Genomic DNA, 21,018 nt, shown 5'->3' on the forward strand with positions numbered 1-21,018 from the left:
CAGGTTAATATGATGATTTTACGGGGGTTCAAAAACAATGGTGGAATGGAGCCGTTTCGCTCAAGCAGCGTAGGTGGCTGATGGACTTGCTCGACGAGTCGCTGGCTCTGGGCGAGCCCGTTATCTGTATGACACATGATCCCATCCACCAACCATTCGATGGGCACTCCATGCTCAACAGTGTTGAAATGCTCGATATCCTCAACGGCTATCCCAATGTGGCTATGTGGCTCGATGGTCATAATCACTCAGGAGAGTATGATTTGGAGGGACGTAGGCATCACCTGAACCTGAAGGGGATGCAAAACGAGGCGACGAGCTGGTATCAACTCGATTTCAGCTCAGCCAAAATCACTGTTTACCAGGCTGAAAATACCACAACACCTGTATATGATCTGAATATCCTACGACCCCTGCCAACTGTTACAAGTCCAACGGGATTTACGGTGGAAGAGGCTACGGGTAATGCTTCACTCACCTGGGATGCGGAGCCTGCGGGGGGCCACCCATGTTGTCATCGAACGCCGTCATGTTACCACCCTGAACGCTGAACTGCCCTCTACGGCGCAGACATTGTCGTGGCAAACGGTTACGACGCTCTTCATACCCTCGACGCAAAGTTATCTCGACTCACCTAGTCAGCCAATTTCCGAATACAAGTATCGCATTCGTTTTCTTGGCGGAGGAGCAGAAGGATCGCACCACTCACAGGCGTTGGCACCCGATGAGGCAGCCCGGATGAGTTACGAGGAATATGCGACTAACCTGGGCACGGGATACGAGCTTCCTGGCGCGGATGCCGATGGAGATGGCATTGAGCAATTCTACGGAACACCTCCGGGAACTGCTGAAAGAGATGCGGCTCGTGAGCTGACGATCACCAGAACCTCTGCCGGCGTTACGCAATTGGTCTTTTCCTATGATGCGAGTACTCTGACAACTTGGGACGTTGCTTTATCGAATGACCTCAGCGCATGGAAAGCCCTTTCCAAGGATGTCGATTATCGTATTGCTCTCACAGAAATATGGACACCTGCAGGCTCATCCCAGAGTTTGACCCGAGTCACCCTTGAGATTATGGATGCCAGTTCCTTTAATTTTAGTTCTGCGGAATCAAAATATTTTATGAGATTGGTAGTGACTCCATCATCGTAAATAACCGACCCATGAAACGCCTCGCATTCATTACAATCCCCCATCTTTCTCCGATCTGCACAGCTTGCTAGTGCTTGGACCAGAAGCCTTTGCTGTCGAGATACCGCGCAAAGTACACCAGCCCCAACATGATAGGAATCTCCCAGAACAGCCCCATGGTAGTTCCTAGTGCTGCTACCGATCCCACACCATAGGTGGCAATGGCGGTAGCGATCGCGATCTCGAAATGGCTGGAGGATCCGATGATTACCGTGATGACTGCCTCCCGATACATCAGTCGGAGAAGCCTTGTCATCAGGAGATTGAACCCCACGACGATGACGAACCCCAACAGCAGCGGCACCGATATCAACAACAGAGATCCTGGATTGCCCATGAGCGTCGTACCATTCAGTGCGAAAAGCACGATCAGCGTGACCAGCAGCGCGCCCATCGAGACCCGGCCAAGAACGGGGCGGTAGACATCATCAAACCATGCCTCCCCCTTCCAAGGGATAACAATCTTGCGCGTCAACAGTCCGAGCAACATCGGCAACCCGATGAAGACGAGAACTGAGATCACCAGCCCCCATCGATCGATCTCGATGTTCTGGATCCCCGTGAGGAGAGCAACGAATGGTGCATAGAAAATCATGATCGTGATGGTATTGAGACTAGTGTTGACGACGTTCTGCTCCTGGTTGCCATCGGCCATCGCACCCCAGACCAGAACCATCGCCGTGCACGGGCTGGCACTGAGGAGAATCACCGCGACGAAAAGCTCGTCGTGGCCAGACAGGAAGATCTTCGCCAGCCCAAATCCTACCAGCGGGGCGACCAGCCAATTCGATACGAAGGTCAATAAGATGGGCTTGGGCGTCTCCCTGAGCTTGCGTAACTCCGAAGCCCTCAAGTTGAGTACCGCCGGATACATCATGAAGAATAGGCAGAGACCGATCGGGATCGAGATCCCCCGAATGGAAAAACTTTCGATAGATTCACCGATCGTAGTGTAGCGAGACAACCAACCGCCAGCCACCATGCAGAGTGGAATCCAGAGCACCAAATACTTTTCGAAGGTGCCTAGTTTAACCTCTGGTTGATCTACTTTCATTCTTTTGGTTCGTTCGGATTCGCAGGAGATTCTTGCCTATTCGGCTCTGCGCTATTCCTGCAGACTTAGAGAGTTATTTTTAAACATATTTCATCCCTTTCTAATAGAATTAATTACTAGAAAACTCTTTTTCAAGACTTCACCTTATCTTGTTTTTTAGCTGCGCAGCCAGGGATTTTCGCTTAGTCACCGAGCATGATCCTGCGCGGGACTATGAGACAGACTATGAGACATGCAGTGAATGGAGGCAGCGTTTTCGGCTGCTTTATTTGTCATACACGAACCGATGCGTTAGACCCCGGAAATACACCTAGCGAATACGTATATGGTAGTGCCAATTACTTGTAGAACTCCACCCCCAGCACCAATCATGAGACTGTGAGTTTCACTGACCTTGAGCTCCTTCTTTGCTTGAGGGCTCATCGCATCTTGCGCCTCGGCGATGAGCTCCTCGCGTGGCCATCTCGTATTTCGCAGCGGCACGAAAAAGCGGGTCCCGTTTGCGTCTCCGGTCTCGATCCAATAGCCATGATCGAAGCCAGTTGGATGGTCTTTATCGACACCTACAGGAAAATAAGTAGGAGGCTTATCCTTAACTTTTCTCCAGTGACCCGATTCCAGTGCTCCGGAGTGAGGTGCGTTGGTCGAACAAGCGGAAAGGCTCAACGTAACAATCAGCAATTGTATTAGGGTCTTCATTTTATTAGCGAACGTCAAAGGCCTGCCACCTGCTACTGGGGGCGCACCTCGGATTCGGGTTTCGGCTTCTCCTTGCCCTCGGGCTTTGATTCTGGAGCGCTAGCGGGTTGATCCGCGCCGTCTTGTTGAACAAAGTTCGCGTTTTCTTTATCAATGATTGCCATCATATCAAGAATTTTGAAGGTTTTTGGAAACAGTTTCGCATACTCCTAGCGTCGGGTTCGAAAAGAGCGAAAGCAAAGGCAACATCACGCCCAGCCGCCAATCGCAAAACCTCAGGCTGGCCGACAACCAGTCGGGCCATCGCATCATCGCCAATTTCACTTACGATGTAGCCGATCTTGCCGGCATGATCGCTAGCGTAGTATCCATCTAATCCGCCATACGCTGCAAGCCAGAGCATTACGGACATGAACTTCCTCCGTTTTCGCAAATTATCGCTTTGCTGGCATCCTTCAACGAGTGCCTTATAATCTATCGAGAAGGTTGCAGTCATTTCCTTCATGCCATAACCTGGACCAAGCTCGTCTTGGGCTTGCTCGCGAACAGAATTATCGCCGGCGTCATCGGCAACAGACGTCATAGAGACTCCCAGCGCGATGACTAGACTTAGCAGTTGAGTCTTCATTGTTGAGCAGAACGTAAAGCACACCAATCGCTGATCTTCAGTGCACTTCAAATTTAGTAGACTAGGATTCAGCACCTATGAATCAAACAAGCACTCAGCCTCTGAATCAAGCAGTAAGTTAGGGTCAACATCTGGCAACACGAACAAAAGGAAAATCACTTCAATACTATATCGAGTAGCTTCCATCTATTGATCAGACAATATATACTGAAAATTGAGAACTCCCTTTATCTGTAAAAGTGATCTAGGTCTATGGTGGGCTATATCAGTCAGGTTTGAGTGGGGATGGCGGGCCTAAATGGCAGACGGAAGTTCGTTGGTGAGGACTGAGCGCTGTGAGTCAGCAGCTTCGCTGGAATTATTTTGAGCGACCGAGACGGTCGCGTTACAATCTCTATTTATCAGACAATATGAGCTGTGCACGGCGTTCGACTTTCAGACCTTCGACACTCCCCAGTGCGCGTGATCAATGAGACCGCAATCTCTATTGATCAGACAATATGCTCTCTTAGCCGCGCCGGCCTCTCAGCGGTATTGAGCCACAGGCTGTCCAGATCATCAGAAACCAATTGGGCCAATTCTGAAAAATCCTGCCAATTCTGTATAAAAAATTGTCGTGTCGTGTGATTGGTGGTGACGATAAGTGATCCTTTTTTCCGGATGAATCTATCGACAAAAATCCACACTCCGCTATCTTCCTCGATCATCCATGAGAACCATCAACGCACTGATCCTCGCCACCAGCCTGCTCTCCGTCCTCCAGCTGCAGGCGGACAATGCCAAACAGGCTAAAGAGCAGCTGCACACACAGTGACACACACACAGTGAGACAGACTAATTGACCTGAAACCTGAGTTCTCCCTTTATCTGTAAAGGATCTCAAAAATAGATCTGGGTCTATGGAGGGCTATATCAGCCAGAGTTGTGTGTGTGGATGACGGGACTGAATGGCAGGCGGAAGTTCGCTGGTGAGGTCTGAGCGCTGTGAGTCAGCAGCTTCGCTGGGATTATTTTGAGCGACCGAGACGGTCAAATCTAGAGCCCTGTCCCCTAGTACGTTCGCCCTAGTACGTTTCCATGAAGCCCATCGAGCCGCTCTGGCAAGCCATCAAGGAATGAATCCTCGATAACTAACCGAAGCTGAACTGGTTCAACTAGGAAAGGGAACCCACCGGCGCAGAGCCAGGGTGCTTCGACCAAATCCCGGGTTGGAGGCCCAAAGTGGCTGCTCATCCAATGTTTTGCTCATTGGGGCTTTCCCCCATTGCCATCCCACTGGGCAGTTGTTATAAATCCACCTATTCCACTCTCCTTTATCCCCCCTCAACTTAACTCCGCGCAAAAAAGAAAACCCCCAGCAATTGCGCGCACTATTTCATGAAACCCCAATCCGAATCCGTCGATCTCACCCAGCTGCACGCGCTCGCCCACACGGTGATCAAGGCTGCCAAGTTCCCCATGCTCGCTACGGTCGACGTGACGGGGCAACCGAGGCTGCGTCCGGTCTCGCCAGTTCGGGTAGATTCTGATTTCACTGTCTACGTCGCCAATCTGGCCTGCTACCACAAGACCGCCGAAATTGCGGCCAACCCTAGAGTCGAGCTCGCCTATCTCGCACCAAATCACGATCAAGTCCGCCTCACCGGAACCGCCGAAGTGGTCACTGAGCAGTCCCTCCTAGAGCAAATCTGGTCCTCCAATCCCCTTCTCAAACAGTATCTAGGAAGTCCAGAAAACCCAGAATTCATCCTCTATCGGATTGTTCCCGAGCGGGTGCGCTTCATGCGCGAATGGGCACTGGACTACCACGACGTCCCTTCGTCTGCTGAGGGAAGCCTCTGAGGCTAGTGGCTCAGAGACTTCATCTGCAACCGTGACTCCAGCTCCACCCCCATGTGTCGAGCCAGATCCATCCCCAAAAGCGGCGTCAAGCCGACCGCACTCCAAAACCCCAAAACTCCCACACGACCTCTTAGCCAGACAATACGAACCACGGTCCTGTTGCAAGAAAATGGCATTTGGTTCTTTTGGAACTCTGAGTTGTATAAGAAAATAGTAGAACTTGGGCTTTGGTGAGTCAGGTGATGCCTTATCTTGTTCACCGGCTCATCCGTTAGACCGGAAACCATGACGCTGCACCCAAGCACTGACCCGCTTATAGCGAGCTAATTATGACAATTTATCACAACCCACAACCTAAAGAGCACTGAGCGACAGCGATCGGTGTGCTTTACGTTATATAACTGAGGAAGGTTAGAGATATCTGCATGAAATATAGCTTAATTCGAACATTTGGATACTTTATAGACGGCATTTGGACGGCTTGGGGAGGCCGTAAAAGGATTGAAGGAAAACAGCGGGGAAACCTTCGACGTCTTCTACAAGAGGCCCGTCAGAGCTCTCCATACTTTAATAAACTTTATGCTCACTTGCCTGACACAAATCTTGTTAAGCTAAACGATCTGCCTGTAACGTCTAAGGTGGATCTTATGGGTGAATTTGATAATTGGCTCACCGATCGTTCTTTAACTCTTGCTCAAGTAAGAGAACATATGGGTAATATGGATATGCTTGGCGTTCCGATTGGCCAATATGCCGTTTTTAGAACTTCTGGCAGCTCAGGGGAACCTGCGGTAGTGGTGCTCCCATCATCTGTACTTGAGTATCTCTTTGGCCTTTCCTTGGCTCGGCTTTCTCTGCGGCAATTAAGAATGACCGGGAAAATTCAAAAGACGGGTACTCATCTTATAATTTCTGGGGGAAATGGCCATTTTGCTGGTGTTGGATTTTATAAGCTCATACAAGGTTTAGTTCCACGACTAGCAAAAAGTTAACTTTTATTTCGGTAGAGCAAGCGATCGGAAAAACGGTACAGCAGCTCAATGGGTTTAAACAAATAACTTCTATAACCACTTATCCAAGTATGCTGGAGATTTTGACCCGCGAAAAAGAAGCTGGTCGTTTAGAAATAGAACCTAAATTCTTCAAGGTTGCAGGCGAGACATTCACGGCTGAGCTTCGTAACCGCGTTGAAAAAGCATTCCCTTCACTTGAGTTCCGCATTCTTGATACCTATGCCTGTACCGAGTGTCTTTTCATGGCCTTTGAGTGCGATTGTGGCCGTCAACATGTACTTGAAGATTGGGTCATCTTAGAAGCAGTAGATGAAAACAACCAACCTGTTCGGGATGGGGAACTATCCACCACGGCGTTGTTAACTGTACTTTCCAATCATGTTCAGCCTTTTATTCGCTATAATATTGGGGATCGCTTGCGATTTTATCGTGACCCTTGTCCATGTGGTTCGCCCTTTAGAAGTTTTCAAATTGAGGGAAGGCAGGCAACAGTAGTTCGAGTGGGAAATGTCACTCTATCACCTTTAGCTTTTGATTTAGAACATGACAGCGCTCAGCGAGTGCAATTGGTCCAAACTTCAGAATGTGTTTTTGAAGTTAGGGCCGATCTTTTAGATCATGAAAATCCAGACCAAATTTTTGAGCCAATAATGCAGTCAGTCAGTGAGGTGTTTGCAAAAAATGGACTAGTAGATGTGAAAGTTGAAAAAAGTAATGCGCCGCCTCACCTAACTGCAAGTGGTAAGTTTCATGAAGTGATCCCATTGAAATGTGATGCTTGAGTACGCTCCTATATTTTTCAGACAATGAAACTCCCACACTTTCCAAAACTTCAACTGTCTAAAAGTCAAACCAACGAATTCTGGTGACTTCAATCAAAACAATCCATCGCGACCACGCGATCTCCCCCGACTTTCAACCTTCAGACCTTAGACTCTCTCCAACCCCAAAAAACTCCCCCACTCGAACTCGAAAAACCGGCTAAAATTCGTGATTGATGGGTCGCGTCTCACCTTGTAAGAACCCCTGGTATTTCCATACTATTCTGAAACAACCAAAAACATGCCGCATCGCGATCTATTCACCATTATTTTTGGGCTCCATGTCGTCTGGACTGGCCTTTGGCGCAGTATCCAAGCGGCAGCATACAAGCCAAATTCTCTCTGGTTTTGCCTGATTATTGGTCTAGTAGCCATTGTTGCGGGCTTTCTCTACCGTAAGCGGCTAGATCGTGCGGCTTCAATCACGGCCTTCTGCGCTGCCGCCATAGTCTTCGGTTTCTACTTCAGGGAATTTATTACGCAGCCTGAGAAGGACGCGACTTTCCGCGTTGGCTTGGTCATCTTAAGCTCCATCGCGCAGCTAGTGGTCATTTTTCTACCGCAGAAACGAGTGAGTGCTTAAACGTGTTTATTGGTCAGCCAATAATGGAACTAATACTGCCGCGCATCAAGATTTGTCCAATTAAGAAGGAACTCTGTAGCTATAGGAATTCCTTTTCACCCGTACGTAGTATTACGTTTTACCAGTTAAGTTATTGTACCACTTAGAGAATCAAAAAAGACAAATGTTGTTTTTTGGGGCTTTAGAGAAGTGTGCTTCGCGGAACAAATGCGATGCCCAGTCTTGTGCGGAAATCATTGGATATTTAAAAAATATTGCCCGGCGCCCGCCACATATGAAACCTTATGCAAATAACTCTCTATCTATATTATTATATACTATTGATAGTATTGAAAGTTTGACAAAACCCGGCTTACCGGCGTAGTATGCCTTCCCATCGCCCTAACCCAGCCACTCGAAAAAACGAAGAGTCCCAGCCGAGCAAGGCTTGGGGTGACAAGTCTATCTTGAACGTCAGCACCACAAAACCTCAATCTACATCGACACCGAATCTTACTCCTACCCCCACTCCACAACTTCATTTAAGCTACTCAGAGGTCGAACTATGCGGTTCACCTCACACCAATCAATCACCCCCCACATTCGCACTTTACTTGCATTTCTGACGCTACTTTTCAGTAACTTAGCTCAATGCGCCGAATGGAATGGTGGCGAAAAATGGGATCTATTCGATTGCCCAGATCGTCGCGCCATGTGGGTCTGGAACCCAGCTGCTATATCTGGCACAAAAAACGACAATCGTTCATGGGACCCAACTCCCTCAGCTCCCCGAAACGCCGAGGCGCGCTTCTATGAAAATTACAAAGGGTCACAAGATTTGTTTTTTGACTTTTGTGAGAACAAATCGATCAGAGTGCTCTACTTCTTCAATGCTGTATGGGAATGGAATATGGCGGATCTGGACAATGCTACGCCAAGAGTTCCGAATGAAGCTGGATTTGCAACCTTTGTGGTAGAGGCAAATAGCCGAGGTATTCAGGTCTGGTTGATGTGCTACTTGTGGGACGACCCCAACGACTCGCGGATGACGATTACAGCCAATAAACAATCAATAAAGCTCTTAGCTGAAGCGGTGCATAATTTCAACCTAACTCACCCAACCACTCCGGTGGCTGGTATTCATTTAGACCAAGAGCCTGGAGACACAACAGTTTACGATGACCTCCTTGATACCATGAAAATTGGCCAGGACTGGGTCGATGCCCATTCTCCAAATATCATGATTTCTCAAGCGCTCCGACCTAAATGGAGAAATCAAAACATCACTTGGAATGGCTCAACCAAACCTATGAACGAGCATGTCATGGCGACTATCGGCCACGGTGCCTACATGTCCTACAATGATGAGGTTTCAATAGCTAAAAGCTGGCTCACTCCCATCGTCAATTACGCGACAGCGAATAACAAAAAAATATCTTCAGGATTCGAAGTGTGGGACTACGCAGGACTTTGGCCAAATTCCGATGAGGAGACTTGGTGGGAAGAAATTCGTAATGAACCCCTTGCCACTCGGTTTAAAGTGGATGCCGCCGCTCCTGTCACTTTTGAAGATGCTATGCATGACATCGTAAGCTCCTATGAAACTCAGTCTGGATACGATCGCCAGGTAGTGCATAGTTATTCAAACTACTTTGAACACTGGTTTGGTGAACTCCCTCGCGACTACATTCTCAATCTTCCTAATGGTGAGTATGTCTCTGCTACTCAGAACCCCGCCAAAGTAAATCTTTACCAAGACACTCGAGAGCTTGTCGGTCTAAGTCAGTTTGTCGGTGAGCCGACTGCCGATGCTGGCGCGGATCAAACCATCACAGATAGTGACTCGCTGGCTGGTGAGTCAGTCAGTCTCGATGCCTCCGCTTCATCAGATAGCGACAGCAGCATTGCTAGCTATGAATGGAAAAATAACAATAGCGTCATTGCCGCAAGCGAAAACCCTACAGTAAACCTTGCTGAAGGGGTGCACACTATCACACTCACTGTGACAGATAATGACGGCAGGACTGGGATCGACACTGTTATTATTACGGTAAATGAAAATTCTTATCCGCTTACGGTAAGCAATGGATCTGGAGACGGAACTATTCTTGAAGGCCTGGCTGCCTACATCATCGCTGAAACTGCGCCTGCTGGTCAGCACTTCGAGAATTGGACGACATCCGATGGAGGCAGCTTTGGCGACTCCAACACTGCGACCACGACCTATACGATGCCCAGCAATACAGCGGAAGTGACAGCGAACTACCGACTCAACGATAGTGACGGTAATAACCTGAATGATGCTTGGGAAACCGCTCATTTTGAGAGAGTCGGCACGGTTGCCTATGATGCCGACGATGATGGTGATGGCTACACCACCTTCGAAGAAATGGTATTTGGCCTGGATCCTAAGGTGAGAGACCCAGCCAATGCGGCTGTAGCGATCCAGATCGTTGACGATGCTGGGACTAATAAGGTGGAGTTTAAATTCCGCCGTCCACTGAACTTTGGCACACTGGATGTGACCTATCAGCTAGAAAGCTCTAGTAATCTTGGTGGAAATAGCTGGACTCTAGACGCTACGGTTGGGGCTCTCTCAGATGATGCGATTACTCAATGGCTCACCTTTTTGCTGCCGCTAGGGCCAGAAAAAGCCTTCTACCGCTGCAAGGTGACACCCACTCCCATTCAATAGATTATAATACTTAGCGCTCCAAAAGAGACAAATGCTATTTTTGGGGGATTTCAGTAAATGCGCTGCACGGAAGAAAGTGGGGATTTCACCTTTCGTTTAAAGTTTGATTCATGGTGTTCTGCCATAACTCCAGCGTTTGAAAATGGTTTATTCACACTTCCCCCCTCCTCCGTGAAACCTCAGCCTACCGTGGCTCAGCCGAAAAAACTGGATCAATTAGTGTGAATAGCGCCTTTTCGGCTTTGACCTTCTGCCAAATCTTGCCTAATTTCCCGCCCGCGAGCTGAAGATCTTACGTATTCAGCCACGACAACGATCACAATATCGAATCAATTTCGTCATGAATATCACAGTAGAAAAGAACACATGTGCCGCAACAGTCAACGTTGTGGTTCCCGCTGAAAAAGTAGCTTCCGAGCGCAAAACCATCCTCAAGTCCTACATCGGTCAGGCTAACATCCCAGGCTTCCGTAAAGGTAAGGCTCCTGTGACAATGATCGAGAAACGCTACGAAAAGGAAATCGAAGGCGAGCTCGCTAACCGTCTTGTTCAAGAAGGTTGCGACGCTGCGATCAAGCAAGAAGACCTCAAAGTACTCAACGTACAGGTTCCAGCAGCTCCAACTTTCAAAGATGACGGCGCATTCACGTTCGAGACATCTATCACACTCGCTCCTGAGTTTGAACTCCCTGAGTACAAGGGTCTCTCCATCGACGTTCCTTCTGCCGAAGTAACTGACGAGGACGTAGCCAACTCACTCACTGAGCTTCAGCAACGTTTTGCTGACTTCACTGAAATCTCTGACCGTCCACTTGATGACGGTGACTTCGCAGTGATTGACTTCAAAGCCACTCTCGACGGTAAGCCAGTTGCAGAAGCAATCGGCAAGCCAGCTGGATTCCTCGAAGGCCGCGAAGGTCACTGGGTAAAGATCGAAGAAGATTCATTCCTTCCTACTTTCGGCCCTCAGCTTAAAGGCCTCAATGTTGGCGAAGAAAAAGAAGTCACCATTTCTATCGGTGAAGACTTCCCAATCTCTGACGTTCGCGGTACTGACGTAGTATTCGCAGTCACAATCAAGGAAATCAAGGTGCAAGAGCTTCCAGCACTCGACGACGAGTTCGCAGGTAAGCTTATGCCTGATAAGGGCATCGATGACCTCAAGGAAGTGATCAAACAGCAACTCGCTGAAGAAAAGAATCGCGCAGCTGAAGACGCTAAAGTGAACCAGATCGTTGAGCAACTCAACCAAGCTGTTGACTTCGACCTTCCTGAAGAACTCGTTGCAGCTGAAACCCAGGGTAACATCCAGAGCATGGCGCAGCGCGCAATGAAGCAGGGCATGACGCAGGAAATGCTAAAGTCCCAGAAGGACGAGCTCGAACAGAACGCAGCTGCTCAAGCTCGTACAAACCTCAAGACAAACTTCCTCCTGCAGGAGATCGCATTCAAAGAAAAGATCCAGGTTGAAGACCAAGACGTACTTCAGCGCATCTACCAGATGGCTCAACAGGAAAACAAAGCACCGAAGAAGTACATCAAGGAACTGCAGAAAGCTAACGCGATTCAGAACGTTCGTAACTCAGTGCTTATCGGCAAGACAATTGACTTTTTAGTAGAGAACGCGAAAGTAACTGGCGAAACTGTTACTGAAGAAAAAAATGATGCTTAATCCCAACATCCAAAACTCGAATCCAATGGCCCCGCAGGCCAATTATTACCCGATCCCTACAGTCATCGAAACCGATGGCCGTGGTGAGCGCGGGTATGATATTTATTCTCGCCTGCTCAAGGACCGCATTATCTTCATTGGTACTGCGATTGATGACCACGTGGCAAACGCCGTCATCGCGCAGCTCCTTTTCTTGCAGATGCAAGATCCGAAGAAGGACATTCACGTCTACATCAACTCACCTGGTGGCTCCGTCACTGCTGGTCTTGCGATGTATGACACCATGCAGTTCCTCACATGTGATGTGAACACCTACTGTATCGGAATCTGTGCCTCTATGGGCTCAATACTCCTCACAGCTGGTACTAAAGGGAAGCGCTTCTGCCTTCCTAACTCACACGTGATGATCCACCAGGTTTCTGGTGGGGCACAAGGAACAGCCTCTGACGTAGAGCGCACAGTCGAGTTCATGTACAGCCTCAAAGGCCGTCTAAACAACATCCTAGCAAAGCACACTGGCAAAACTGCCAAGCAGCTAGAAAAGGATGCCGACCGCGACAACTACATGTCTGCTGAGCAAGCGGTTGCCTATGGCCTCGTCGACAAAGTCCTCGAGATCAACAATACTCCTGAAAAGAAGAATTAGCCCTCCTCTTTCCCAACTTTAAAAAGGGCGCTAGTTATTATCTCTAGCGCCCTTTTCTTCAACTAAAAGCTGCTTGCAGTGGGTTCGATACACGTACATAATGTATAGCCGTACGAGCCCGATGATCGTACAAACTTCTCATCCGAATTCACCCTATATTTTAAACTCAACTCACCTAAAAACCCAGGTTTCTAGGTCACTATTATGGCACGTTCCAATAATCTAACATTGTGCTCCTTTTGTGGTAAAAGCCACTCAGAGGTAAAAAAACTCGTCGCTGGCCCAGGAGTCTATATCTGCGACGAATGCATCCAAGTATGCTCGACCATTCTGCAGAAAGAGCTCAACGGCGTCACCAAGTACGCCAATTCTCCGACAAACATCAACGCACCAGCGACTCCACACACTGATGTCCTCACTCCTTCCCAAATCTGTGATAAACTCAACGAGTACATCATCGGCCAAGAACACGCCAAAAAGACCCTTTCTGTAGCCGTCTATAATCACTACCAACGTCTCCGTCAGCACGATCACCCGCACGATCCTGAACTCGCAGACGTAGAGATTGAGAAGTCTAACATCCTCATGCTTGGACCCACTGGCTCAGGTAAAACTCTTCTCGCACGCACACTTGCACGCGTACTCGACGTCCCATTTTCCATCGTCGACGCCACCACGCTCACCGAAGCTGGATACGTAGGTGAAGATGTAGAAAACATCATACTCCGTCTGCTACAAGCAGCCGACGGCGACGTCGCGAAAGCTGAACGCGGTATTATCTACGTCGATGAGATCGACAAAATCGGCCGCAAGACTGAAAACGTCTCCATCACCCGTGACGTTTCAGGTGAAGGTGTCCAGCAGGCTCTGCTTAAGATCCTCGAAGGCACCGTCTGTAATGTCCCACCACAGGGTGGCCGCAAGCATCCACAGCAAGAATACATCCAGGTCAACACCGAGAAAATTCTCTTCGTTGTGGGTGGAGCATTCGTTGGTATGGAAGACCTCGTTCGCGACCGTCTCGGCAAGCGCACACTCGGCTTCAAAGTCTCTGAAGAAGACGTATCCCACAAAGAAGATCGCGAACTCCTGACCATGGTACAGCCTGAAGACCTACTTCACTTCGGACTCATTCCCGAGTTCATTGGTCGTCTTCCAGTATTCTCTGCACTTCGCCGACTCGACGAAAACGAACTCGTACAGATCCTCACTGAGCCGAAAAATGCCATGGTAAAACAATACCAGAAGCTACTCAGCATGAATGATGTCAAACTCATCATCACCAAGGACGGACTGACAGCCCTCGCAGCAGAAGCGGTCAGCCGTGGAACTGGCGCACGAGCACTTCGCTCTATCGTTGAGAAAATCATGCTCGATGTGATGTTCGATATTCCAAGCCGCAAAGACATCGAAAGTGTCACCATCAACCGCGCTGTGGTAGAGGGAACTAAGTTACCGATCCTCAAAAAGAAAAAGAGTAGCGCCGCTTAAAGCCAACCTTACAAATCATTCGAAAAGTCCCGCTCGAGCAATCGTGCGGGATTTTTTTGTACTCAATCTTATAATTTAGGTCGCGATACATAAAAGCGACAAACTAGAATACTCAGTGACACCAATACCCTTGTTAGAAATAAAACTGCTGTTAGCTGATAGACCTCAAACATATCTGTTAGGCCGAATACTAAAATGTAATCCGTAGATAAGTTCCAGCTTCGTCCGTCGGTAGTTGATAGATCTCCCCCATACATAAGCGGCCAAACAAAACCAGCCCAGCGCCTCAAACCAGTTAAAATACACATAACACGTCTCAAACAAGCCCTGAGGTGCGTTGTTCACTGAAGTGATGACATGGTCGAGTAACATGCCCTCACTGTAAAGTCACGAAACACGCGTGCAACAATTGACGCACACCGTTTGACCTCTATTTGAGAACCAGCTAAGCTATTTCTATGAAGACGCCAAGTTACTGTGTCCGGCTAGATCCAGCACTCAAGCAGGCTGGCACTGAGATTCTAGAATCTGTAGGACTTAATTTTGCTGACGGGAGTTAAGCTGTTTCTCAAGCAAATGGTCAACCGTGGCGAGCTCGCTGAAAAATTGGCAAATGAGAATACTTGAAAGTAGGTCATTTTCCAAAGAGAGCAAAACTTGCAATTTTATCCTTCCCACTTTCTCCTTTTTCCTCCCCACTCCCCCCATGCAGTTGACTAAGCCAGCGGGAGATTTCGATAACGACGACGCCCTCAACCATTTCCTCACCACCGTGGTGGATTCAGGGATCGAACTCTACGACCACCAGGAGGAGGCCATCTTGGAGATCTTTGCGGGTAACAACGTGATTCTCAACACGCCGACTGGCTCAGGAAAATCGATGGTGGCTCTGGCGCACCATTACAAGTCGTTCTGCGCTGATCGCATTTCTTACTACACGGTTCCGATCAAGGCACTGGCGAACGAGAAATTCCTCTCGCTCTGCAACTCTTTTGGCCCCGAGAACGTGGGTATGATCACTGGCGATGCCACGATCAACCCCACTGCTCCAATCATCTGCTGCACTGCTGAAATTCTCTCTAACCTAGCACTGCGCGATGGAGCACAAGCTAAGGTAGACGATGTCATCATGGACGAGTTCCATTACTACTCAGATGCTGAGCGCGGCATTGCTTGGCAAATCCCCCTGCTTACGCTCCCCCAAGCGCGCTTCACCTTGATGTCAGCCACTATCGGCGAGACCCACTTTTTCAAGAAAGGCCTAACCGAGCTCACTGGTGCCGAGACCGCCCTGGTGCAATCTGACCAACGCCCCGTCCCGCTCGAGTTCGACTACTCTGAAACTCCTCTTGCTGAAAAAGTAGTGGAACTAGTGGAAGCCAACAAAGCTCCAGTCTACTTGGTTCATTTCTCACAGCGATCTGCTGCCGAGTCCTCGCAAAACCTGCTTTCGCATAATTTCTGTAGCAAGGAAGAGAAAAAGGAACTGGCGGAAGCTCTGCATGGTGCGAATTTCAAGTCTCCTTATGGTAAAGAAATTAGCAAGATGCTGCGCCACGGTATTGGCATCCACCATGCTGGCTTGCTCCCAAAATACCGTATTCTTGTAGAGAAACTGACCCAGCGTGGCTTGCTCAAAGTCATCTGTGGTACCGACACCCTCGGCGTTGGCGTCAACGTGCCTATCCGCTCAGTCCTGTTTACTCAGCTCTGTAAGTTCGATGGCTCAGGCGTCAAAACCCTCACAGTCCGCGACTTCAAACAAATTGCAGGTCGAGCTGGTCGTCGTGGATTCGACGACCGCGGATTCGTCGTCGCCCAAGCACCCGAGCACGTGATCGAAAACCTCAAGCTCGAAGCCAAGGCTGCCGCTTCCACTAAGAAGAAAAAGTTCGTCAAAAAGAAAGCGCCAGACTTCGGTTTCGTTTCGTGGAATAAGGAAACCTTTGAGAAACTGGAGGCGTCAGCGCCCGAACCGCTCAAATCAAGCTTTCGCCTGCGCCACAATCTCATTCTAAATCTCCTCAGCCGGCCCCACGAGGATGGCTGCGCGGCACTGAAAAAGCTGCTCAACGATTGTCACGAAACTGAGTCCTCTAAGAAAAAACTCCGCATCCAAGCGCGAGAAATGTTCATCGCCCTCGTCCGTGGTGGGGTGCTCACCCTCATTGCTCCAGCCGAGCGCAACCCAGATCCGAACTCTCCGAAAGTCCAACTGCACATCGACCTGCAAGACGACTTCACTATGAATCAGGCACTCGGGCTCTACCTTCTAGAAACCATCCCTGAGCTCGACAGCGAACACCCGAACTACGCCCTCCAGGTCATTTCCCTGATCGAGTCGATACTCGAAGATCCAGCAGCCCTTCTAAAAGCGCAGCTCAGCAAAGCAAAAGGTGCCCTTATCGCTGAGCTCCGAGAGGAAGGAGTCAGCTACGATGAACGGATGGAAAGGCTCGAAGAAGTCACCTACCCCCAACCAGGAAAAGATTTCATCTACGACACCTTCAACAAATTTCGCGCCAAACATCCGTGGGTCCAGTCCGAAGGCATCCGTCCGAAATCTATTGCCCGTGAAATGTTCGAGGAATACATGGACTTCGAGGACTACATCAAAGATTACAAACTAGAACGCTCTGAGGCAATCCTCCTGCGTCACCTTTCCGAGGTCTATAAGGTGCTGGCACAAACTGTCCCGCCAAACCTGAAGAACGACACCCTTCTCGAAGCTGAAGCCTACCTCAAAGACCACGTCACCTCAGTCGACTCCTCACTCATCGATGAGTGGGAGCTGATGCGTAACCCTGACTTCCTCGAGGAAAAGGAAGCAAAGCAAAAAGAAGCTGCCGAGCGCCCACTGACTCATCAGAAGAAGAAATTTATAAAGCTCGTGCGTGAGAAATCTCTGACAGCCCTCAAGCACCTTTCTTACGACGACATCCCAGCTTTCTTGCAGCAATTTCAGCCAAATGACCCTGAAGGAGTGGCATGGACGACAAATCGACTCAATCCGATCATCGATGCCTACTTCGACTCCGAGCACCACAGCATACGTCTCGACCCAGAAGCCCGCAATATGAAGCACACCCAGATCGACCAATCTTCTGACCAAAATCACTGGAAAGTGGCTCAAATCCTTTGCGATCCAGACGAACAAAATGATTGGTCCATCAGCTTTAAAGTCGACCTCAATGCCTCAAATATACAAAAAACTCCGATTTTCCAGTTAGAAAACCTATCAATTATCAGTTAGTTGTAGCGAAATGGGGGCTCTCAGCGGATTTCTAATAATTGAACAAATCGCTTTCTAACTCAATGAGAGCTTAGCAGAGTATGTAACCCTTAAGGTTTAGGCCTATTGGATACCCTGCTATGCAAATTCAACTCTATCTCAGCGCCGAAGAGCAATCCCACTTCGCGATCTCCCCGCAAGACATCCAGAGTGACAACGCCACACCACTTTCCTCCAATTGGAAAGCACTCTGGCGCTGTGAGCACCTCATCAGCACTGATGACCAGCTAGAGCACCTCTTTCTCTTCACCAATGCTGTCACTCTCTACAGCCTCATCATGGTCGACCGCGGCAACGATCTCGCCAGCCTCCTAGGAAGCTTCCAGCAACACTTCAAGCTCGCCCTGCACGAGCACGGTAGCCCATTCAAAGCCAATAATATCGAAGTCAATGTTCAGCTTCTCAATGGCAGTCCTCTTCCACTCATAGAGCACATGAGCTTCCTCAGCGATCTCGCGGTCGAGCAATTACTGGCAAACAACGCCGATATAGAAGCCACTGAAGAACGCCTCAATAATATCGAGAGCCTCTCACTGCCAATCTCAGCTAGCGACGCCATGCACCAGCGCTTGCAGCCAGCAAAAAGCATCAATACTGGCACAACAATCGTCCCGTTCATTTCTCAGGCCGCGGCAAGATAGGCATCTCAAGCTCGAGCAATCACCCGAGTAACCTCTTCAGCGTCTCGTCACTGACTGGACGGACGTCGCGAATATCTCCACCGACCATGTCGTTGAGAAGGGCTTTGCAGGAATCCTTGGCTGTTTCGTTTTCGAAGTCCATACCCACAAGTGCTCGGCCGACGCGTTCACCGGAGTATTCGTAATTGAAATAACATAGGCTGGTGAATTCACTGACCTTCGCCATGAATTGCTGGAAAGCTCCAGCGCGCTCAGGAAATTCTATATTGACGAATAGCGGGCAAGTAAAGAGCTCTGGTTCGTAGTTGATAATACGGTAGCCGACGATTTCCTCGGTAGAAACATCCGCAGCGGTGACACCTCTCTGCTTGAGTAAGAGATCCACTTTGGCATAGTCCCCGACTGATCCGATCATGCCGAGCACTGGAAATTGGACCTCGGAACCAACACGACCGTACTGAAGATCGACGATGCTGATTTCCTCCGGTAAATCTTTGAGAAAACCTAGCAACGAACCATTGCCTTCTGGAATTGGCACACGCAGGAATCGGCGCTGCCTAGAGCCAATACCTGCACGACGAGAAATGGTCGCCAATTGAGCGAAATCCATGTTTGCTCCGCAGATGATACTGAGCACTTTCTCACTAGGTTTGATCTTGCCCGCGGCGTAATCTTTAGCAATTGCCGCTAAGCCCATTGCTCCACTCGGCTCAGGGATAGCACGTACGGTTTCCCATAGACGGCGAACCCCGTGGCAGACCTCGTCGTTGGTTACTGTGACGATTTCTTCGAGGAGTTCATTACAGATTTTAAAAGTATTGGTTCCAGCTTTCCTGACAGCCGTGCCATCACAGAAAACATCAAGGTATTCGAGCTCGACCGGATGACCTGCCGCAATTGCAGCTTTCATTGATGCCTGACCTTCACCTTCGACACCGATCACCTTGCACTCTGGCCAGTATTTTTTAAGCCAGCAGCTCATCGCAGCCGCAAGTCCACCACCGCCGATAGCGATGTAAACTCGATCAAATGGGCCGTCTCCGCTCATCACTATTTCATCAGCCACGGTACCTTGGCCACCCATGGTCACAACATCGTCGTATGGATGCACATACTCGGCACCAGCCTCGTCACAGTACTTGCGTGCGGCGATGCCGGCATCATCATAAGAATCCCCCACTAGACGGATCTCAACATTCTCGCCACCGTGACGCTTCACTTCGCTCTGTTTCACCTCAGGAGTGGAAATAGGCATGTAGACGATCGCCTGACAATCGAGCTTCCTAGCGGCCAGAGCAACGCCTTGCGCGTGATTCCCAGCAGAAGCTGCTACGATCCCTTTAGCGCGCTGATCTGGACTCAATGCAGCCATCGCATTGTATGACCCACGCCACTTGTAGGCTTTGATTGGACCAAGATCTTCTCGTTTAACCCAGACTTCGCAGTCGTATTCGGGAATTTCAAGCTTCTGCAATGGTGTAGGGTCACCGGCAGCGTAGACGCGTTGACGCGCCATCAGTATCTCTTGAAATAATTGTTCTTGGTCCATAATCGTTGGCTTGGAAATAGTCACACGCCCCAGCCGTGGGTCAAGATTCAATATTGACTGCATCGACGAATTCCCTCCATTTTCTGTAATTCTATCTAGCCCCCCTCCACCTTACCTAACAAAAACCCATTCATTATCTGGATAGGGAATAACCACTATCTCTGCTAGATGTTCAATAGAATGCGGCACGGCTCAAATGCATGGGCGGGTTTGTCGTGCCCTCCTAGGTTACTACTGGCGCAAGGTGGCTCTATAGCACGTCTAAATAGTAATGAGATATATCACACTTTTTGGATTTATCTCTTGATGTGACGAATTTTTTTGAGAGAGTGGTATGATTGCTGCTTAAATAGTTTTAGGTTGCAATCCAACGCCATCGACACTCCATTTTATGACTTCCATTGCTAACGAAAAATTGCTCGTGATCACTGATCTAGACGCATCATTACTGGATGAAGACTATGGATATGACGGCGCAAAGGAGGCTCTAGCAGCATTAAAGGAAAAAGGGTTTCCGCTCATTCTAAATTCTAGCAAAACTTACGCAGAGTTAAGGCAATTGGCCGAAAAAATAGGGCAATGTGATGCCGTGGTGGCTGAAAATGGTGGCTTAGTCGCAATACATCAACTCTCATCTATTGCTCCAGTGAGCGAGGCTGATGCGAATGGCTTTATTCTTCAACCCGCTGGGATGGCTAGGCGGGAGATTCTCGAAGTGGCTCATGCATTGAGAGAGTCTCATTCTTATTCTTTTGAAGGGTTTTCCGACTGGTCAGTGCAACAGGTGATCGATCATACTGGACTCAGTGTTAGCGCTGCGGCGTTAGCTATGGAACGTGAGACTACTGAACCTATCATTTGGAATGGTACCGAGCTTGAGTGGAATTCTTTTTATACGAGTTTACAGGAGGCCGGGATAAAGGCTCTGCGAGGTGGGCGTTTTATTCATCTGATGGGGCAAGTAGATAAAGCACTCGGGATGCAGCAACTAATAGACCGCTACAAACAGGCCGAACCTCACACTCTATGGAAAGTGGTGGCTATTGGAGATAGCGCCAATGATAAGGCGATGATTGAAGCCGCTGACTATGGCGTAGTCATTCCGCATACTGATGGCCCACGAGTCCATCCAGAACAAGAGACTCTCATTATAGCATCGAAAACTGGCTCAAAGGGTTGGGGCGAAGCTGTTTCTAATATTCTAAAAAACTACAAATAA

Annotated in this window: 19 protein-coding genes; 12 read left to right on the forward strand and 7 right to left on the reverse strand. The window is 49.0% G+C overall.

Annotated elements, in window-relative coordinates; genetic code table 11:
• On the reverse strand, window positions 1–242 hold a 242-nt coding region (locus BSZ32_RS19105), incomplete at its 3' end, for a hypothetical protein (RefSeq protein ID WP_206018705.1).
• 223 nt (window positions 243–465) lie between these two features.
• Here BSZ32_RS19105 and BSZ32_RS18250 point away from each other — a divergent pair.
• Window positions 466–1,155, forward strand: coding sequence for a hypothetical protein (locus tag BSZ32_RS18250; protein WP_165788613.1), 690 nt, complete (start codon window positions 466–468; stop codon window positions 1,153–1,155).
• A 67-nt stretch (window positions 1,156–1,222) separates the two neighbouring features.
• On the opposite strand, the gene BSZ32_RS03410 is transcribed toward BSZ32_RS18250, so the two are convergent.
• The 5 genes from BSZ32_RS03410 to BSZ32_RS03425 all read right to left on the reverse strand — a co-directional run bounded on the left by BSZ32_RS03410 (window position 1,223) and on the right by BSZ32_RS03425 (window position 4,282).
• Window positions 1,223–2,248 carry an arsenic resistance protein gene (locus tag BSZ32_RS03410; protein ID WP_105042124.1) on the reverse strand — a complete coding sequence of 342 codons (1,026 nt, stop codon included), beginning with the start codon at window positions 2,246–2,248 and terminating at the stop codon, window positions 1,223–1,225.
• Between the two features lie 291 nt (window positions 2,249–2,539).
• Window positions 2,540–2,947, reverse strand: a complete 408-nt coding sequence (locus tag BSZ32_RS03415) for a hypothetical protein (protein ID WP_105042125.1) — start codon at window positions 2,945–2,947, stop codon at window positions 2,540–2,542.
• Between the two features lie 32 nt (window positions 2,948–2,979).
• Window positions 2,980–3,114, reverse strand: coding sequence for a hypothetical protein (locus BSZ32_RS19995; protein ID WP_276308395.1), 135 nt, complete (start codon window positions 3,112–3,114; stop codon window positions 2,980–2,982).
• A complete protein-coding gene (locus BSZ32_RS03420; protein WP_105042126.1) occupies window positions 3,111–3,575 on the reverse strand; it encodes a hypothetical protein in 465 nt (154 codons plus the stop codon). The genes BSZ32_RS19995 and BSZ32_RS03420 overlap by 4 nt, the downstream gene beginning before the upstream one ends.
• A 491-nt stretch (window positions 3,576–4,066) precedes the next feature.
• Complete coding sequence (locus BSZ32_RS03425) at window positions 4,067–4,282, reverse strand: hypothetical protein (protein WP_105042127.1); 216 nt, start codon at window positions 4,280–4,282, stop codon at window positions 4,067–4,069.
• A gap of 670 nt (window positions 4,283–4,952) precedes the next feature.
• Here BSZ32_RS03425 and BSZ32_RS03430 point away from each other — a divergent pair.
• The 10 genes from BSZ32_RS03430 (at window position 4,953) to BSZ32_RS03475 (ending at window position 18,250) form a co-directional block, all read left to right on the forward strand.
• Window positions 4,953–5,417, forward strand: coding sequence for a pyridoxamine 5'-phosphate oxidase family protein (locus BSZ32_RS03430; RefSeq protein ID WP_105042128.1), 465 nt, complete (start codon window positions 4,953–4,955; stop codon window positions 5,415–5,417).
• Window positions 5,418–5,842: 425 nt separating this feature from the next.
• On the forward strand, window positions 5,843–6,409 hold the full coding sequence (locus tag BSZ32_RS19110) for a phenylacetate--CoA ligase family protein (protein WP_206018706.1): 567 nt from the start codon (window positions 5,843–5,845) through the stop codon (window positions 6,407–6,409).
• Window positions 6,410–6,498: 89 nt separating this feature from the next.
• A complete protein-coding gene (locus BSZ32_RS19115; RefSeq protein ID WP_206018707.1) occupies window positions 6,499–7,212 on the forward strand; it encodes a phenylacetate--CoA ligase family protein in 714 nt (237 codons plus the stop codon).
• 280 nt (window positions 7,213–7,492) lie between these two features.
• A complete protein-coding gene (locus BSZ32_RS03445; RefSeq protein ID WP_105042130.1) occupies window positions 7,493–7,834 on the forward strand; it encodes a hypothetical protein in 342 nt (113 codons plus the stop codon).
• Window positions 7,835–8,378: 544 nt separating this feature from the next.
• Window positions 8,379–10,508 (forward strand): InlB B-repeat-containing protein, encoded by a 2,130-nt coding sequence (locus BSZ32_RS03450; RefSeq protein ID WP_105042131.1) that lies wholly within the window; start codon window positions 8,379–8,381, stop codon window positions 10,506–10,508.
• A 340-nt stretch (window positions 10,509–10,848) separates the two neighbouring features.
• Entirely contained in the window at window positions 10,849–12,180 is a 1,332-nt protein-coding gene (gene tig, locus BSZ32_RS03455) for a trigger factor (RefSeq protein WP_105042132.1), read from the forward strand.
• Complete coding sequence (locus tag BSZ32_RS03460; protein WP_338066251.1) at window positions 12,173–12,826, forward strand: ATP-dependent Clp protease proteolytic subunit; 654 nt, start codon at window positions 12,173–12,175, stop codon at window positions 12,824–12,826. Before tig ends, BSZ32_RS03460 begins: the two co-directional genes overlap by 8 nt.
• Before the next feature lie 204 nt (window positions 12,827–13,030).
• Window positions 13,031–14,317, forward strand: a complete 1,287-nt coding sequence (gene clpX / locus BSZ32_RS03465) for an ATP-dependent Clp protease ATP-binding subunit ClpX (RefSeq protein ID WP_105042133.1) — start codon at window positions 13,031–13,033, stop codon at window positions 14,315–14,317.
• Between the two features lie 706 nt (window positions 14,318–15,023).
• The gene (locus BSZ32_RS03470) at window positions 15,024–17,570 is read left to right on the forward strand and encodes a DEAD/DEAH box helicase (RefSeq protein ID WP_105042134.1); all 2,547 of its coding nucleotides are present in this window, start codon (window positions 15,024–15,026) and stop codon (window positions 17,568–17,570) included.
• Window positions 17,571–17,689: 119 nt separating this feature from the next.
• Window positions 17,690–18,250, forward strand: coding sequence for a hypothetical protein (locus BSZ32_RS03475; protein WP_105042135.1), 561 nt, complete (start codon window positions 17,690–17,692; stop codon window positions 18,248–18,250).
• Window positions 18,251–18,269: 19 nt separating this feature from the next.
• Here BSZ32_RS03475 and BSZ32_RS03480 read toward each other — a convergent pair whose 3' ends face one another.
• Window positions 18,270–19,799, reverse strand: a complete 1,530-nt coding sequence (locus BSZ32_RS03480; protein ID WP_105044759.1) for a pyridoxal-phosphate dependent enzyme — start codon at window positions 19,797–19,799, stop codon at window positions 18,270–18,272.
• Window positions 19,800–20,190: 391 nt separating this feature from the next.
• On the opposite strand from BSZ32_RS03480, the gene BSZ32_RS03485 reads away from it, so the two are divergent.
• Window positions 20,191–21,018 (forward strand): HAD-IIB family hydrolase, encoded by an 828-nt coding sequence (locus BSZ32_RS03485; RefSeq protein ID WP_105042136.1) that lies wholly within the window; start codon window positions 20,191–20,193, stop codon window positions 21,016–21,018.

It is taken from the genome of Rubritalea profundi, assembly GCF_002954445.1.
In the GTDB taxonomy this organism is placed as follows: Bacteria; Verrucomicrobiota; Verrucomicrobiia; order Verrucomicrobiales; family Akkermansiaceae; genus Rubritalea; species Rubritalea profundi.

What these genes read in the sequence shown, in the direction of transcription:
- tig (WP_105042132.1), top strand. Translation starts at nt 10,849, where the DNA reads ATGAATATCACAGTAGAAAAGAACACATGTGCCGCAACAGTCAACGTT.
- clpX (WP_105042133.1), top strand. Translation starts at nt 13,031, where the DNA reads ATGGCACGTTCCAATAATCTAACATTGTGCTCCTTTTGTGGTAAAAGC.
- BSZ32_RS19110 (WP_206018706.1), top strand. Translation starts at nt 5,843, where the DNA reads ATGAAATATAGCTTAATTCGAACATTTGGATACTTTATAGACGGCATT.
- BSZ32_RS03420 (WP_105042126.1), bottom strand. Translation starts at nt 3,575, where the DNA reads ATGAAGACTCAACTGCTAAGTCTAGTCATCGCGCTGGGAGTCTCTATG.
- BSZ32_RS03475 (WP_105042135.1), top strand. Translation starts at nt 17,690, where the DNA reads ATGCAAATTCAACTCTATCTCAGCGCCGAAGAGCAATCCCACTTCGCG.
- BSZ32_RS03425 (WP_105042127.1), bottom strand. Translation starts at nt 4,282, where the DNA reads ATGATCGAGGAAGATAGCGGAGTGTGGATTTTTGTCGATAGATTCATC.
- BSZ32_RS03480 (WP_105044759.1), bottom strand. Translation starts at nt 19,799, where the DNA reads ATGGACCAAGAACAATTATTTCAAGAGATACTGATGGCGCGTCAACGC.
- BSZ32_RS18250 (WP_165788613.1), top strand. Translation starts at nt 466, where the DNA reads ATGCTTCACTCACCTGGGATGCGGAGCCTGCGGGGGGCCACCCATGTT.
- BSZ32_RS03485 (WP_105042136.1), top strand. Translation starts at nt 20,191, where the DNA reads ATGACTTCCATTGCTAACGAAAAATTGCTCGTGATCACTGATCTAGAC.
- BSZ32_RS19995 (WP_276308395.1), bottom strand. Translation starts at nt 3,114, where the DNA reads ATGATGGCAATCATTGATAAAGAAAACGCGAACTTTGTTCAACAAGAC.
- BSZ32_RS03460 (WP_338066251.1), top strand. Translation starts at nt 12,173, where the DNA reads ATGCTTAATCCCAACATCCAAAACTCGAATCCAATGGCCCCGCAGGCC.
- BSZ32_RS03430 (WP_105042128.1), top strand. Translation starts at nt 4,953, where the DNA reads ATGAAACCCCAATCCGAATCCGTCGATCTCACCCAGCTGCACGCGCTC.
- BSZ32_RS03470 (WP_105042134.1), top strand. Translation starts at nt 15,024, where the DNA reads ATGCAGTTGACTAAGCCAGCGGGAGATTTCGATAACGACGACGCCCTC.
- BSZ32_RS03410 (WP_105042124.1), bottom strand. Translation starts at nt 2,248, where the DNA reads ATGAAAGTAGATCAACCAGAGGTTAAACTAGGCACCTTCGAAAAGTAT.
- BSZ32_RS03445 (WP_105042130.1), top strand. Translation starts at nt 7,493, where the DNA reads ATGCCGCATCGCGATCTATTCACCATTATTTTTGGGCTCCATGTCGTC.
- BSZ32_RS19115 (WP_206018707.1), top strand. Translation starts at nt 6,499, where the DNA reads ATGCTGGAGATTTTGACCCGCGAAAAAGAAGCTGGTCGTTTAGAAATA.
- BSZ32_RS03415 (WP_105042125.1), bottom strand. Translation starts at nt 2,947, where the DNA reads ATGAAGACCCTAATACAATTGCTGATTGTTACGTTGAGCCTTTCCGCT.
- BSZ32_RS03450 (WP_105042131.1), top strand. Translation starts at nt 8,379, where the DNA reads ATGCGGTTCACCTCACACCAATCAATCACCCCCCACATTCGCACTTTA.